We start from the raw sequence: 15,627 nt of genomic DNA, 5'->3' as shown, positions 1-15,627 counted from the left end.
GCCGTTCTGGGGTCTGTCCGATTTCCGGAAATCTTCGGATTCCCCATACATTAGTATGGGGACGGCCCCCTCGAACGGGGTGTCCTCAACCGTACAAAAATCGGAAATGTCAATATGCAAGCGGAACGCGCTCAATTCGACCGATGCGGCGTTCTCCCGCGGCGTAGCGCAGGGCCTGCGGATTGAGCCGCTAGGGCGGCCGCCGTGAGGGTCACACGGCAAGGCGGTCTCCCCCTGTTGCTGTCAAGTTCACTTCCAAGACGGTGGTCACAGAAACATGCCGTTCCGTCCGTTCGGGGCTCCGCCGCCCCCTGCCCGCCTTCGCTGAGTGTGGTTCCGGGAACCATGCCGGCGGTTCGTCTCCATGCATCTCATCTGTCTCCCAGCGGGACTTTTATCGGACCTCGTCGATGTCCTGTGCATGGCATTCGATGGCAGAGCAGGTATAGTCGACATCGACGAGGACGAGCGCACCGTGATCTTCGACACCTACAGGCTGAAGAAGATAACCGGCACAAGGGTCGCACCGATCCTGGGCATGAGCGAGTTCGCCACCCCGTTCAAGGTGGCATGCGAGCTCGCCGGCCTCTATCCGGGGGACAAGGCCAACAAGTACATCGATGCCGGGAACATCCTGGAGCCGGTGCTGAGGGAGTACCTGGGCACCAGGGTCAACGCCATGCTCGGAGAGGCCCTGGACGTCCCCGAGGGCTCCAAACTCGCCGTCGAGGAGCCCGTCCCCAAGGAGCAGTGCGGCTACGACCACTTCCATAACGAGAAGGTCTTCGGAGGGATGGTGGACGGCTACATCCAGCTGGACGGGAAGAGGAAGTACATCCTGGAGATCAAGACCTCCGGGGACAGGGAGAAGTGGAGGGACGAGCAGGGCGGTCTCACCAACGTGCCCATGTCCTACATGCTGCAGGCGTCGCTGTACGCCCAGCTTTCCAACCTGGACAGGATCGTGTTCCTGGTGGGGTTCCTCGAGGAGCCTGACTACGACCGTCCGAAGCAGTGGGTGCCCACGCCGGAGAACACCTACGTCATCGTGAAGGACAGGCTGGACATGACCGGGTACATGCAGCAGTGCGTCGACTGGTACAACGAGTACATGAAGGGCGGATACACCCCCGAGTGGAGCGACTCCGAGGACGACCAGGCGGTGCTGAAGTACCTCAAGGCGTACAAGCCCGGGGCGAACAAGAAGAAGAGGCGCTGAGTGGCATCCCTCCTCGGCGGAGGGTCGGCACCAAGCTTTATCCAGCCTTACCCCGATTCCCATCCAGTGATATTATGAACGAGCTGTTCACCAGAGTCAGCGTCAGGGACTTCATCCCCGGCAAGGTAGAGAAGGACAAGGTCGACCGCATCCTGGAGGCCGCCATGAACGCGCCATCCGCCAGGAACCAGCAGGCCTGGGAGTTCATCGTGGTGGACGACCCGGACTACATAAGGGAGCTCTCCAAGGTCACGCCCTATGCGGGACCTGTCGGAAAGGCCCCTCTGGCGATCGTCGTCCTGGGCAACAGGGACCTGATGTCCGCCCCGCAGTTCTGGGAGCAGGACCTGGGCGCATGCACCGAGAACCTCATGCTCTCGGCCACCAGCCTGGGGCTCGGCTCGGTGTGGATCGGGGTCGCCCCTGTCAGGGAGAGGATGAACGCGATCTCCGACATCTTCGACCTCACGGAGAACCTCATGCCCTTCTGCATCGTCGCCGTGGGCTACCCGAAGGAGAAGCCAGAGCCCCACAAGGACAGGTTCAAGCCCGAGAGGATCCACCACAACGGGTACTGAAGGAACGATCCAAACCGGTCCGGTGCGACCGCCCGGGCCGGGTCTTCCCACTTATCGATCCCGAACCATCCGTTCCAGGGCAACCGACTTTTCCAGAGTGTTGTCAGACCATCACGATGGCGATCGGCGCCAGCACCAGCAGCATCAGGACGTTCACGGCGGTGTAGTGCCTGAGGTACCTTCCGGGGCCGTCCCTCTCCTCCCTCATGTAGATCCTCAGCGACACGATGCTCGCCATGGACGCTATCGGGGTCCCGAACCCGCCGACCCCGATCCCGGCGAGCAGCCCCTGCCAGTCCGTGGTGAACTCCGACAGCAGCACCGACGCCGGCATGTTGCTGGTCACCTGGCTCAGAGCCATAGCGGTGACCGTCGGGTCCCAGGACATCAGGTCGCCGAACACCTGCCTCACGGCGTCTATCTGCGCCATGTTGCCGGCGAACACGAACATGAACGCCATGGTCAGGAGCAGGCCGTAGTCCACCTTCAGAAGGGTCTTCGGCCTCACCAGGAGGATGGAGGCGACCGTCAGCACGATGGTGGCCTGGTAGGGCACCCACCTGAGCACGGTGGCCACGCACAGCGCGAACAGCACCACGGACACCGCCAGCAGCTTCCTGTGCTTGAGGGCGTAGGTCTTCTCGAACTCGATGCTCACCCTATCGCGTCCGAACCTCAGGGACAGGGCCACCACCACGACCAGGCCAACCAGGGTCAGCGGGAGCATCACGGAGAAGAACTCGGCCATGCCCACGTCGTAGTTGGACGAGATGTACAGGTTCTGGGCGTTCCCGAACGGGATGGACATGCTCCCGAGGATCGCCGCGACCGTCTGAAGGACCACCACCGGGACTATCAGGTCGCTTCTTTTCGCCATTCTCAGGACGAGTATCGCGAACGGCACGAAGGTAAGAAGCGCCACGTCGTTGGTGATGAACATGGCGCAGAAGAACGGCAGCAGCACGAGCAGCAGGCATAGGACGGTGACGCTCCTGCTCCCGCCAAGGATGCGCTGGGCCAGGATCTTGAACACGTTGCACTTCTTGAGGCCGGCCACCACCGCCATGAAGCAGAACAGGATGCACAGGGTGCGGACGTCGATGTAGTCGACGTACCCCCAGGACGGCGGCACCAGGAACATGGACGCGACCGCGAGGACGGCGGAGGCCACGAGCACCGCCTGGCTGCGGAGGAACCTCTCCGCCCTGTCCTCCAAGGTGTCGTCGGGATCCCAGAAGTCCATGCCTTCGGATGGCGGTCCTACGTATTTTACATAGACGGGGTCAGAGCGCGTTCAGGACGCAGTAGGTGGCCACCAGGACGGCCACCATGGCGACGTTGGCTGCGGTGAACCAGGCCAGGTACCTCCTGGTGTTCGCGCCCTCCAGCTTGGAGTAGAACCCGAGGGATATCATGCTGGCCATCGATGCGATGGGCGTCCCGAACCCGCCCACGTCCACCCCCACGAGCAGCCCCTGCCAGTCGTCGGCGAACCCGGACAGCAGCGTGGCCGCCGGGACGTTGCTGATGACCTGGCTGACTCCCAGCGAGGCGAGCATCGGCTCCCACGACATGAGGCCCTCCAGGGCGGAGCTGACGGCGTCGATGTGGGATATGTTGCCTGTGAAGACGAACAGGCAGACGAAGGTCAGCAGCAGGCCGTAGTCCACCCTGGCGAGGACGCGGCGGTGGGTGAGGCCGATCGCCAGGACCGTCACCGCAAGCACGGCCTGCCAGGGGAGGACGCGCAGGACGGTCAGTATGCACAGGGCGAACAGGACGACCATCAGCGCCAGGAACCCCCTGTGGCGGACGTCCCTGTCCCTGCTGATGTCCACGTGGACCTCGCGGGTGGCGAACCTGGCGCACATCAGGCACATGACGATCCCGCCGACCACGACGTACGGGGCAAGCAGCGCCACCATCTCGCCGGTCCCGACCCCGTACCGGGAGTAGATGAACAGGTTCTGCGGGTTGCCGAAGGGAAGCAGCATGCTCCCGAGGTTGGCGGCGACGGTCTGCATCACCACCACGGGGAGGATCGCCCTCCCCTCGCCCGCCAGGCCCAGGACCAGGATGGTGAACGGGACGAAGGTGATCAGCGCCACGTCGTTGGTGATGAACATGGAGCAGAAGAACGGCAGGAGGATCAGTATCAGGCATAGGGACCTGAGGCTGCGCCTCCCGGCCAGGAGGCGGGCGGCGACCGCTCCGAAGAGGTGGCACTCCCTCATGCCCGCCACCACCGCCATGAAGCAGAACAGGATGCAGAGCATGCGGACGTCGATGTAGTCGACGTACTCCTGAGACGGGGGCACCAGGATCATGGACGCGACCGCGAGGACGGCGGAGACGACTAGGACAACCTGTCCCTTTACGAACCCCGCCGCCCTGGCCCCCACGGACTCCGCGCCCTCCATGGAGACATCACCAACCGTGACCGATACAAACGTTTTGGGGGGTGGGGAATGTATATGAACATGTTCGCGATACCACTTCACGGTGTTAACATGACAGTCAAAGAGGATGTCATCAAAGCCATGAAGGAGGCCGGCAAGCCCATGAGCGCCGGCGAGGTCGAGAAGGCCACGGGCATCGACAGGAAGGAGATCGACAAGGCGTTCAAGGAGCTCAAGGCCGAGGGCGCCATCGTGTCCCCCGTCAGGTGCAAGTGGGAGCCCGCCCAGTGAGGCTTCCGGGGACCTAGTCCCCGAAACCCGTTTCCAACATCCCTTCCCGTCACCGTCCACAGGTTTTAACGCCACTGAACCGATTTTCGGACGGTAGGTCTTAGGGTCTTAAACTTGCTCATTATATAGTTTCCAGAAGGATGCATGCCCGATGAAAGGGGATGCACTAGCCAACATGCTAAAGGACCGCAGGATCCTCGTCATCATCATCGCGGCGGTAGTCATCATCGCCGCGGTAGCAGCATATGTTGTGCTGAAAGATGATGGTGGCAACGGAGGTTCCGACGATCCATCCGACGGACTTACGATAGACAACGAGAGGACGATCTCCGAGGACATGGTCATAGAGGGAGCCCTCACGATCGGTGAGAACGGAAAACTCGCCCTCACGGACGGCGCCGAGATAAAGATGCTCGGAGCAAACGCCAAGGTCGATGTGAAAGGAACTCTCGACGCCACGGACGGATCCATTACGTTCGTGAAGCAGGAGGAGGACGGCAGCTACACGCCAGTCTACCAGAACGGAAACGGTGAGACCAGGTCGGTCACGTCCACAGGGCAGCTCATCATGACTCCCAACGACTTCGCCAGCCAGGACTTCCTCGGCAATATCACGGGAATAATGTATTTCGCCAACGGGGCGCTCTACGTCAATTCCGACGAGTTCGTCGTTCTCACGACTGCCGCCAATGCGGCTGCCGCCAACAGCGACGTGGAGATATTCGGAACTGTCAACGAGAACTCGAACATCACGATTTCGAACACCGAGGAACTCACCATCATGGACGGTGCAAACGTGACTCTGGGGACGATTACACTCAGCGGAACTTCGACCGACAGCCCGATTATCGACGCTACCGGTAAGCTCAGCGCATCTGTGACCGCCACCGGAGCGGGAACCCTCAAGCTCGTGTCTGTCAACGGAATCACGATCGATCTGGACGTCACCACATCCGGATCGGCGACCACAACGGAGATCTCCATAGACGGAACACTCTCCGGTGCAGCATCCGTGACTGGAGGAACCATCAACGCAGGGACACTCACAGTCAACGGAACTGGTAACACACTTGCCGTAGATTCCGGTGCGACACTGATACTCGGCACAGGATCAACCATAACCGCAGGAGCCTCTGCAGATGGAAAGGCCGCCGCCATCAGCGTCGCGGGCAACATCACTTTCGACGGCGGCAACATCAGGGCTGCAGGCACAGTCAAAGCCCTGCTGAACGTCACGGGAACCATGACTGTTCTTGATCCTACAACCATCGACGGAACGGTCAATCTCAACGGAGTGATGACCATCGGGGAGAAGCCCACTGATTTCACGAAGGTCAGCGACAACAACGCTACAATAACAGCTTCCATTATTCTGGGGGCAGATTCCTACATCAAGGTCTACGGGGACGGGGACTTCACGCCATCTGGTACAACCAAGATCAAGAGCACGGTATTCAACGTCAACGGAAAGGAATACATGACCGTTTACGCTATTGAAGGCGATGTCGCAATATCCGCTGTTCTGAAGGATGAGGCATTCGTCAACGGCTCCACCTCTGTTGCCGCTATGTCTGATTTCAAGAACTGGAATCAGGACGAATACTACCTTGGAGAAATGTTGGCCGACAACAAGAACGTCGGAGAGTCCGACTATACGGAAGTCAACTACCAGACATCCACAGTAGATGTCAAGTTCACGATTCCTGCAGGCATTTCTGTGGAAATCGGAGTTCTAAAAATTGAAGGAAATGATACTGTAAGGCTTGTAGTCGAACATGACTATGCCTTCAAGATTAACGGCGGTACAGCGAAATATAATGGTTCCGACGTATCAGAAACGTTCAAACCTGTATCCGGGACAACAAACGATTTCGTAGTGACTGCAGATTCCACAGTACCTGCAGCTTAAACCTATTCTTTGTGAATTCTTTTCCTCCCCACAGGGGAGGCCCAAACACCTTAACCCCACTTCTCCATTACTCCCAACATGCAGAAGAACAACGTCAAGATCATGGCCGTCTCAGCGGTCGTGATCGTGATCTGCCTCCTCGCCTCATGGCAGTACACCTCCGTGGACGAGGATTCCGACGACTCCCGGCCGTTCGCCGAGGGTCTGATCGGAGGGGACGCGGCGGCCGCCTACGAGTTGTTCGCCCCCGAACTCAAGGCCGCCTACGAGCCCCTCGGTGGTGCCGAGTACTTCGGCGTCCTGCTGTCGACCCTCCAGTACTCCACCGAGCTGCAGTACGGACCGTACGTCTCCATCGGGGAGACCTACTCTCCTGAGAACGGTATCTCGTGCACGCCGATGACCTACACCTACTCCGGCGCCCTCGTCTGGACCCACACAGGCGATGACGGTGTGGACGCGTTCTACATCACGCCCAGGGAGCTGCCCAACGGGAACGCCGTCCCGGAGGGGATCGTCGAGACCCCCGTCCAGGTAGGAGCCGACGGGATGAAGCCTCTGGACGGGGTCATCTCGTCGTCCGGGACGTCCGACCACAGGGTCGCCGCCGTGCTCGTCTCCGGATCCGGGCCCCAGGGAATGGACTGCGTCTTCGGGGACAACAGGATCTTCCAGCAGATCGCCTGGGGCCTCGCCCAGCAGGGCGTCGACGTCCTCAGGTACGACGACAGGACCTACGCCTACCCGTGGGACTCGGTGGAGCTGGGGAACTCCCTGGACATCGGGTACGAGACAGTCGACGACGCCGTGTCCGCCGCAGCCCTCCTGAAGGGTATGGGGTACGAGAAGGTGATCCTCATCGGCCACAGCCTCGGAGGCATGATGGCCCCGGCCATCGTCCAGGAGTCGGACGGGCTGTACGACGGCATGGTCTCCTTGGCCGGAAGCCCCAGGAGCCTCGCCGAGATCTCCTACGACCAGAACATGCTGCTCATCGAGGCCATGCCAGACGGGGAGCTGAAGGACCAGAGCATCCAGTACGTGGAGGCGCAGCTGGCGCTCGCCGGATCGCTCGACTCCATGACCGAGGAGCAGCTCCTCACGACGACCGTGTTCGGCATGTCCGCATACTACCTGAAGTCAATCGACGACTACGCGGTGGCGGACATCGCGCTCGGGCTCGACATCCCCATGCTGTTCATGCAGGGCATGTCCGACTGGCAGGTCTCCTACGAGAGGGACCACGGCGCGTGGATGGACATCCTCGACGGGAAGGACAACGTCCGCGGCGTGATGTACGCGGGCCTGAACCACCTGTTCTGCTCGCCCGGCCAGTACGACGGCGACAGCTCGGACTACTACCTCACGCAGATGACGGTGAACCCGACGGTCATCGACGACCTGGCGGGATTCGTCCTGTCCGTCTGATCAAAACGGGGGCCTCAGGCCCTCTTCTCTCCTTTTCTTCTCGAGTACAGCTCCGACATGAGCATGCTCGTGACGGCGGTCTTCCCGGAGCGCAGGGACCTCTCCATCAGCGTCCTGACCGACGCGTCGTCGAACATTCCCGTGGACAGGAGCTCGGCCAGCCTTGATGTGTCCCCCGAGGTCACCGCCTGCTCCGCACGGGGCATTATCCTGCTGGACAGGTAGCGGCGGTAGCGCTCCCCGCACTCCGGCGTCAGGAGGACCGGGTCCCTGAGCCTGCTGACGGCCAGCTCCTGGGTCATCTTGAAGTTCATGGACTGGATGGCCTCGTCGAACGCCGGGAACCTCATGGGGTACCCGGAGAGGAAACCGAACCTGTGCCCGTCGGCTGTGGAGACCTCCACGTCGAACTCGGCGTCGAGCCCCAGGGAGCAGAAGGCCTCCATCGTCCCGCCGTAGGCTATCCCCCTGATCCCGATTATCCCGCCGAAGGCGTCGCGGTCGATCTCCGCGACGGTCCCCGGCACGGTGACGGTCCTGCCGTCGGACGCCGGCGATCCGGAGAGGAAGAACGGTCCGATCGCGACGACCGCGGCCCCGTCTACGGAGTCCGGAACGACGATGTCGCGGTCCGTGGAGACCAGCCTGGTTATGCGGCGTCCGCCTTCGCAGGGCTCGCTCTCGATCTTGTTTGCCATCGCAGACCCTCCGTCATCTCCACGAGGCGCCTGTCGCGCCCCGAGGTGAGCAGTTCCTCGTTGTATCTGTACAGCGGGCCGTCCACGTCCGAGAACATCACGACGCTGTAGCATCCGATCAGCCCGGCGAGCAGCGAGACGGGCTCCTGGCCCTGTCCGAAGGCCGACACCATGAACGACATGGCGTTCCCGAGGTGCGAGTCGAACCTTCTGCGGACGTCGTCCAACGCCCTGCGGCAGTCCTCCCTGGCGGCGTCGGCGTCACCGGCCCCGCTGAGCGCGGACAGGCAGTACGCCGCCGTGCGCCTCGAATCGGCGGTCCCGTTGCCCTCCAGGGACCTCCTCAGGTCGTCCCTGATGCGGTCCAGGTCGCCTGACCCTGCGCCCTCCAGCCTCCTCCGGAGCTCCAGCAGGTCCATGCCCTCCTCGGCCTCGGAGTTGAGCCTCCCTATGATCACAGAGATCAGCGAGATCTTCTCCTCCGCCCCGGCGCCGGCGATCGTGTCTGGATCCGCGGCCCTGCCGTCGAGGATGGCGTCCACGTCGTGGTCCTCGGAGTACTTCCTGTGGAAGTCCATGTAGCGCTTGAACTCCGCCGCTATCTCGGGGTACCTGACGTACTGCGAGATCAGGTCCACGCCTACGTCCAGTCCGAGGCGCTCGTGCTCCCTCAGGACCATGGACAGGTCCTCCCAGCCTCTTGGCGTCACGAAGACGGGGCCGTCCGGGGTGTTCTCTATCCTGAGGAGGTTCTGGGGCTTGACCTGCAGGTAGTACGTGACGGCGTCGTGGATCCCGGCGCTCATGGCGTACTTGAGCCAGACGTCCGTGTCGGGCTCGACGTCGATCACCCTGATCCTGTCCAGGGTCGCGATGTCGAACTCCCTGGCGGAGGAGTTGAACTCCGGGGGGTTCCCGGCCGCGACGAGCACCCATCCGGACGGGATGGGGTGCGGGCCGAACTTCTTGTTCTGCAGGAGGTCCAGCATCGCGGCGGAGAGGGTCTCGGACACGCAGTTGACCTCGTCGATGAACAGGATCCCCTCCCTGCGGCCCTGGGTCTCCATGGCCTCGTACACCGAGGCGACTATCTCGCTCATTGTGTACCTGGTGATGGGGTGCTCCACGCCCCCGTACTCACGGGTCTCGATCATGGGGAGCCCGATGGCTGACTGGCGGGTGTGGTGGGTGATGGTGTACCCGACGTAGCCTATGTCCAGCTCCGCCGCGATCTGCGACATTATCGCCGTCTTGCCCAGGCCGGGCGCGCCGATGAGCATTATCGGCCTCTGCCTGTTCCTCGGTATGACGTAGTTCCCCGCGGGATCCTTGTCCAGATAGGAGCGGATCGCGTCCTTCACCTGATCTTTGGCGGATTGAATGTCCATCTTCTCTCACCATCTCTTCTGCTCACTGGGTATTTGGGGTTTGCGCAGGCCCCATTATGTCCTCGGTCCTGACCACTATCCTCATTGCCCACGGCGGCACCTCGTGGTCCCTGTACCTGTCGTCGCAGAACACGAACGCGGTGTCGTACCTCGGACGCCTCGTCGGGTACGTGCCGAACCCGTCCGTGAAGTACATCAGGCCCCTGAGGTCCCTGAACCCGCCCTCTTCGACCATCCTGTCGACGTAGTCGAACACCGGCCTGAAGTCGGTGCCCCCTCCGCCCCTGAGCTCGAACCCGTTAACCAGCCTGCGCAGGTCGCCCTCGCAGGTGACGACGTCGTCCGAGCGGACCATGTCGTCGCATTGGATGACATGGAGGTTGGCCCCGCGGCCGGCGTGGGTCTGCCTGAGGACGTCGAAGGCCTCCTCGAGGAACCTGACCACGGGTCCCCTCATGGTGGAGCCGGAGGTGTCTATGGCGATGACGAACTCCTCCACCCTGCCGGAGTCTGACTGCTCCAGGGAGTCGATCAGCGGCATGTTCCCGTAGACGGACAGCCCGTAGGTGTAGTAGATGGGGTCGAACTCCGTCTGGCTCTCCCTGACCACGGTGCGGCTGGCCATGAACTTGCGCAGGAACGAGCGGTAGTCGTACCTCCTGCGGTTGCGTATCCTGAGGATCGACATCAGCGCCCCGGTCCTCCCCTCGTCGTCCCTGACGAAACCCTCCACCTCGGCCATGACCTGCTGGGAGAGCTCCCTCCAGACGGAGTCGTCAAGGGCCCCGCGGCGGGAGTGGTCGTCCCTGACGAACATCTTCCTGTGGGACTCCAGCTGCCAGGGGGACGTGTCCCTCACCACCTGGGACAGCAGGTCCGCCGACGGCGCGCCCGCCTTGGCGAACTGCCTCTCGCAGGCGAACATCCTGTCATCCCTGCCGGGGACGGACGTGTGCGGTGTGTCCAGGCAGTCGAGGACGTACTCCACGAGCATGTCCTCCGCCAGGTCGGTCTCGGGCGGGTTGCCGGGCGACCCGTGGCCGAGGACGCAGTGCAGGACGCAGTGGGCAAGGTCGCGGGTGACGGAGTTGGGCTCGTTCCGGAAGGATGTGATGACCGTGTCGTGGCGGAACGTGACCGTCCTGCCGTCGCAAAACGGCCTCCCCTCTCCGGGTTCGACAGCGGTCCTCAGCGAGAGCACGGCCCTGGAGAGGAAGCGCATGTCGAGGCATAGCCTGCTGGCGGCCGCGGACACGATCTCCGTCGCAGCGTCCCCCGGATCCATCCGTCCCGCCTCGGTAGTTCCCGCGCCTGTACTGGCGGGATTCCTTCGTCCTGCTCTCGAAGATGGCTCTGACCATCTCCGAGTCGTCGTAGCACAGCTCCCCGAGCTTGTAGTTGAACTTGTCCGCAGGGAGTCTGAACGGGCGGTCGGTGCGGACGTGGGAGGTCCTGTCCAGCATAACCTCGTAGGGCTCCATGAGTCTGATGTCGGTCTCCGGGTGGTGGGGGTGGGAGGTGACCATGTACACCGTGTACTCCTCGCCCCTCTTCTCGAGCACGATCACCGGGCGGTTCTTGGCCCCGGACCTGTCGTCGAAGTACACGTTGGCGTTCCAGACTTCCATCGGCCTCGGGTTCCCTCCTGACGACTGGCTGCGGAGCTTCATGCACCCGCCCATGCCGTTCCAGCGTATAACCTCAGCGGACACCGCGCAATGCCGATGCGGGTCGAAACAAGGTTTATATCCAGGGTCGGGTTAGGGGGACTCACCGGTTTAAATGGGCAAGTAGATCAGCCCGGTAGATCGCTGCCTTCGCAAGGCAGAAGTCGCGAGTTCGAATCTCGCCTTGTCCACCATTCATCACCATCCAGACACCGATTTTCTGGACAATTTTATTGTCCACCACAGTCCTTCCAGGTCCTCTTCGCACTCTCGACAGCCTTGTCCATCCTCTTCCTGCTGTAGAAGCTCTCGGTCGTCTTCGTTGACGCGTGGCCCATGAGCACGCTCACGGACTCGATGTCCAGGTCGCTGTCCAGATATCTCTGGCCGAACGTTCTGCGGCACTCGCGGAGATCGAATTGGATGCCGAGATCCGCTTCCACCACCTCCTTGATCTTCCTGATCGCATTGCCCGAGAGGAACCCGTCAGCGCTGTCCTTCGAGGGGAACAGCGCTTGTGATTTCACGGAATTGTCCACCAACCACTTCTGGCGTGCCAGGAGGTACGTCAGAATGAGTTGGCGGATCTCCGGAGGTATCGGGACCTTCCTCGGTTGGCCGTATGTCTCCTCTCCCTTGACGTGGACTATTTCGAAGATCCATGACGTGGTGTCCAGGTCACGGACTCCCGCGAAGCGGATCTCCTTGTTCCTGGTCCCGGCGTTGATGCACATCAGCACCAGGGTGTAGGCCCTGACCATGTTGAAGTCCGTGGGATCGATCGTCTTCGATTTCTCGAGGATCCTCTCATAGACATCTTCCGACATCACGTTCTTCCTCCTGTTGCCCTTGAACATGGGCTTCAGTCCGGGGTTGTGGTTGAGGCAGACCTCCACGGCGTGGTTGTCGACGAAGTTGAGGATCTTCCTGAGGGCGTTGACCTCGTGGACGAGGTCCGCCGTGCTCTGTCTCTCCTTGCAGTAGAGTATGTACACACGGACGTCCTCGGGGGTCATCGACTTCGGCGACGTTGTGGTTATCTTACCTGCTTCCTTGAGCTCAATGAGCTTCCTGCCCATCCTCTTGTACCTACGTTCTCTGTTCTTCCATGTCTCTTCGGCATACACGCCACGGACCGATTCCATGTACTTGTCCGCGTATTCGCCAAACGGGTGTCTGCCCATGTCTTTCCTCCTCTGTGGTTGGAAGGGAGGATCCGGACGGGATGCTCTTTGGCATACGGTTCTCCTCCGCTTCTGTTCCTTACATGGCATATCATATATTTAATATCTTGTAAAAATTACCACATATACAAAATGTGGAAAAAACAAATAGGCAAGGATTAAGACGCAATTTTGAAAGCTTAAATATCGAGAAGGAGATGCAGAGACGATGACTGAGGGCATCTCGATCCTCGGCGAACGTTACGCCATCGACATCATACTGATGGTCCATGACAAGCCGGGTGTCAACAAGACGGAGATCATACGCTCCAGCCCCAACGGTGAGAGGACCAGAGCCGTCCGTGTCGATGAACTCGTAGAAGCGGGAATACTCGAGATAGTCGAAGGGGAGCATTGGAGGGGCCTCTACTACAGGCTCACGGAGAAGGGCGAGAGGATAGCCTCGCATCTCTCCGAGATCAGATCGATATTCGAAGAGGACGCAGAGGAATGATCCCCTGCGTCGTTGTTTCATTTTTAGGTTGATGTCGAATCCGTGCCTGCGCCGGGCACGTCGTCATCGGTCATCGATTCCAGAATCCCCTTGTACTCGAAGGCGTAGCCGAGGGTGTCCTTGTCGAACTCCTTCTTCCATGACATCACATCGCCGCGATACCCCAGGTCCATGTCCGTGTACACCGCCAGACGGTGTGTGAGCGAGAGCAGCTCCCGATCGCTGCCGGCCATGGAACAGGCGATCATGTATAGACGCTCCACGTCGTCCATCTGCCGGGAGACGGGGACATGACCGCGGACGGAGTCGCGGGAGGCTATGAACGCCCTCTGTGCGAATGTCGGACCGATCATGTTCATGAGTCCATCCCGGTGAAGTCGTGCTTCCTGATCCTATCGAAGAGACTCTCCAGACGCTCGAGGTACTCGGCACCGGTCAGTCCGCCCATCGGAATTCCGGAGTAGTAGTCTTTGGCGTACATCGCATCCTCGGGGGAGGCATACGGCCCTAGGGCTATGCAGCAGTCCAACGGGAGGCCGGAGGCCTCCGCAATCTCTTCACATCTCCAACGCGCCTCGTTGAGACTCCTGGAACCGATCACGTCGTACACGGGAACTCCGCTCTCGTTGATGGCCACGGTCATGAACCAAGGGCCGTGTCTCATGAACCAGGTGTCGTTGAACTCGGGCTGAATGAGGTCCGGAGCATCAGATCCGCATATCCCAACAAGGTCTTCCAGGACCTCATCGAAGCCGGTGATGAGCTTCTTCACACCGACGAAAGGACAGTCTCTGATGTATGAAGACTCCAGGACAGGTCTGATGACTGTCAGCATCGCCTTCGCGGTACGGTAATCGTTCCTTATGTTGGAGTCAGGTTCGAGACGGGGGAAATCTGCCACGAATGTCCTCTGAGGATCAGTGAACCAGACGTGGTAATCCCAGAGCCTTCTTCTTAGATCGGAATCGATCATGTTGAAAACTGTGGTACGTGCATCGAGGAGCATGGCTGCATCCTCCCTGTCTTTATACGGTACGAGATCGGAATCATCACGTACGGTATTCCCATCGAAAAGACTGTCTCCGGAACTGAGCCAGTCATGGTTCACATAACTGGGAGGGACAATCCTGTTCCAGATCTTGCTGTCAATATATTCACGACCAACGGACCTGGTGTCGTTTTCGTTCTGACGTAGGGCTCTATTTCTACTGTTTTTATCATTCATAGTCCAACTCCGTGGTTAAAAACCACGAATAGGGGGAATACAGATTATAAAAATATAGAAATTCCATAAAAAATCCTGAAATCACAGGAAATTTTGATATGATGGCATAAACGCAATCATCTACTGCTTTCCGCATAGCGAAGCATAAACTCCCCATCATCTGTAATCTTCGATGCTCTACGTCTGTTTTTTCCACCTTTGATTTCAATATTGCTGAAACTAATCAATCCCTTATCATGAAGGAATTTTAGAATGGAACCTATTTCATCAGTATCTATTTCCAAACAGACAGCAACATCCATATTGTAAAGATACCCGTTAACCGTACAGTTGTAGTTTTTGAACCTGGATGGATTATCACTGCATGTTTTTAGGCAGTTGAGAATCCTAATGTGGTCATCATTCAATTTCACGTACTTAGGGAAAGGTGACAAAACAATAGGATCATCTCTGAAACACACTGTATACAGAGGATACTGAGCAGATAATTTGCAAACGAGGAATGCCTGATCAGGTTTAGCACTTGTGATATCAAACAAGTAACATGGATTTCCTCTGGAATCTACCGCACCTTCGGCACCATCAAGTTCTGTCAATAGAAGTTGCTTCAATTTGTCCGTTCTACATTTATTAATATCCAGAACCTTGAAAGTAAAAGACCTGTAGAGGTAATCATCGAGATCAGAACAAGCGTAGCATTCGGATCTGACGCCATTCAGGATTTTACCACGAATGGAATTGCGTCTTTCTACATTCAAATGTTCTTCGAGAATCTTATTCAATCTTGTTTCAGTACCTGTGACTTTATCCTTAGCATCATTAGCCGAGTCATCTTCTAACAAGACAAAGAACATGGAGGATGTTTTTTCGGAGCGGGCGAAATACTTAACGTGGTTTTTCAGAGCTTTCTTGAATTCCTTACAGACACGGTCCAAGTCGTCTTGACTTCCGTTATAGAAAGTAAACGTATGGCTACAGATAGGAAGCGACTTAGGCATGATATCACAACATCAAACACATACGACGATTTCAAATCTTCATTTCCGGTCATCGCCCCGTGTCTCAAGACTCGAACGGGCGCATCGGGCTTGCGCCTTCCTTCTTTTCTGTTAAACAGGCGCAAGCGTCGTGCCGCCGTTCTTCGGACA

Annotated in this window: 15 protein-coding genes and 1 tRNA gene; 7 read left to right on the top strand and 9 right to left on the bottom strand. The window is 59.2% G+C overall.

Translation table 11 applies throughout. From position 1 onward, the window contains the following. Window positions 1-421: 421 nt before the first annotated feature. Window positions 422-1,219, top strand: a complete 798-nt coding sequence (locus JS82_05760; GenBank protein ID QHK17634.1) for a recombinase — start codon at window positions 422-424, stop codon at window positions 1,217-1,219. Between the two features lie 74 nt (window positions 1,220-1,293). Then, window positions 1,294-1,797, top strand: coding sequence for a nitroreductase family protein (locus JS82_05755; GenBank protein QHK17633.1), 504 nt, complete (start codon window positions 1,294-1,296; stop codon window positions 1,795-1,797). A gap of 103 nt (window positions 1,798-1,900) precedes the next feature. Here JS82_05755 and JS82_05750 read toward each other — a convergent pair whose 3' ends face one another. Both JS82_05750 and JS82_05745 read right to left on the bottom strand, forming a co-directional pair. After that, window positions 1,901-3,040: a citrate transporter gene (locus JS82_05750; GenBank protein ID QHK17632.1), complete on the bottom strand. Its 1,140-nt coding sequence runs from the start codon at window positions 3,038-3,040 to the stop codon at window positions 1,901-1,903. 40 nt (window positions 3,041-3,080) lie between these two features. Then, window positions 3,081-4,217 (bottom strand): citrate transporter, encoded by a 1,137-nt coding sequence (locus tag JS82_05745; protein ID QHK17631.1) that lies wholly within the window; start codon window positions 4,215-4,217, stop codon window positions 3,081-3,083. A gap of 90 nt (window positions 4,218-4,307) precedes the next feature. Between JS82_05745 and JS82_05740 the strand changes: the two genes are divergently transcribed. The 3 genes from JS82_05740 to JS82_05730 all read left to right on the top strand — a co-directional run bounded on the left by JS82_05740 (window position 4,308) and on the right by JS82_05730 (window position 7,824). Next, window positions 4,308-4,487 carry a transcriptional regulator gene (locus JS82_05740; GenBank protein QHK17630.1) on the top strand — a complete coding sequence of 60 codons (180 nt, stop codon included), beginning with the start codon at window positions 4,308-4,310 and terminating at the stop codon, window positions 4,485-4,487. 151 nt (window positions 4,488-4,638) lie between these two features. Continuing rightward, window positions 4,639-6,396, top strand: coding sequence for a hypothetical protein (locus JS82_05735; protein QHK17629.1), 1,758 nt, complete (start codon window positions 4,639-4,641; stop codon window positions 6,394-6,396). A 78-nt stretch (window positions 6,397-6,474) separates the two neighbouring features. After that, entirely contained in the window at window positions 6,475-7,824 is a 1,350-nt protein-coding gene (locus JS82_05730; protein ID QHK17628.1) for an alpha/beta fold hydrolase, read from the top strand. 14 nt (window positions 7,825-7,838) lie between these two features. Here the strand turns inward: JS82_05730 and JS82_05725 are convergent, their stop codons facing one another. From JS82_05725 to JS82_05715, 3 genes are read right to left on the bottom strand one after another with little or no spacing between them, the layout of a single operon-like run. After that, window positions 7,839-8,522 carry a hypothetical protein gene (locus JS82_05725; protein QHK17627.1) on the bottom strand — a complete coding sequence of 228 codons (684 nt, stop codon included), beginning with the start codon at window positions 8,520-8,522 and terminating at the stop codon, window positions 7,839-7,841. Next, the gene (locus tag JS82_05720; protein ID QHK17626.1) at window positions 8,474-9,910 is read right to left on the bottom strand and encodes an AAA domain-containing protein; all 1,437 of its coding nucleotides are present in this window, start codon (window positions 9,908-9,910) and stop codon (window positions 8,474-8,476) included. Before JS82_05720 ends, JS82_05725 begins: the two co-directional genes overlap by 49 nt. 22 nt (window positions 9,911-9,932) lie before the next feature. Beyond that, window positions 9,933-11,195: a hypothetical protein gene (locus JS82_05715; protein ID QHK17625.1), complete on the bottom strand. Its 1,263-nt coding sequence runs from the start codon at window positions 11,193-11,195 to the stop codon at window positions 9,933-9,935. Window positions 11,196-11,694: 499 nt separating this feature from the next. Here JS82_05715 and JS82_05710 point away from each other — a divergent pair. Then, window positions 11,695-11,771 (top strand) — tRNA-Ala (locus JS82_05710). Between the two features lie 36 nt (window positions 11,772-11,807). Here JS82_05710 and JS82_05705 read toward each other — a convergent pair. Continuing rightward, entirely contained in the window at window positions 11,808-12,761 is a 954-nt protein-coding gene (locus JS82_05705; protein QHK17624.1) for a tyrosine-type recombinase/integrase, read from the bottom strand. Between the two features lie 208 nt (window positions 12,762-12,969). Here JS82_05705 and JS82_05700 point away from each other — a divergent pair, with 208 nt between their 5' ends. Then, the gene (locus JS82_05700) at window positions 12,970-13,254 is read left to right on the top strand and encodes a hypothetical protein (GenBank protein ID QHK17623.1); all 285 of its coding nucleotides are present in this window, start codon (window positions 12,970-12,972) and stop codon (window positions 13,252-13,254) included. Window positions 13,255-13,277: 23 nt separating this feature from the next. On the opposite strand, the gene JS82_05695 is transcribed toward JS82_05700, so the two are convergent. From JS82_05695 to JS82_05685, 3 genes are all read right to left on the bottom strand, one after another. Next, entirely contained in the window at window positions 13,278-13,613 is a 336-nt protein-coding gene (locus JS82_05695; GenBank protein ID QHK17622.1) for a hypothetical protein, read from the bottom strand. Continuing rightward, window positions 13,610-14,260 carry a hypothetical protein gene (locus tag JS82_05690; GenBank protein ID QHK17621.1) on the bottom strand — a complete coding sequence of 217 codons (651 nt, stop codon included), beginning with the start codon at window positions 14,258-14,260 and terminating at the stop codon, window positions 13,610-13,612. Before JS82_05690 ends, JS82_05695 begins: the two co-directional genes overlap by 4 nt. Before the next feature lie 335 nt (window positions 14,261-14,595). After that, window positions 14,596-15,414 (bottom strand): hypothetical protein, encoded by an 819-nt coding sequence (locus JS82_05685; GenBank protein ID QHK17620.1) that lies wholly within the window; start codon window positions 15,412-15,414, stop codon window positions 14,596-14,598. Window positions 15,415-15,627 lie beyond the last annotated feature (213 nt).

This window comes from Methanomassiliicoccaceae archaeon DOK (genome assembly GCA_009911715.1).
Lineage (GTDB): Archaea > Thermoplasmatota > Thermoplasmata > Methanomassiliicoccales > Methanomethylophilaceae > Methanoprimaticola.
The sequence above is the reverse complement of the archived record's forward strand: the minus strand, read 5'-3'. Positions and strand labels throughout refer to the sequence as shown.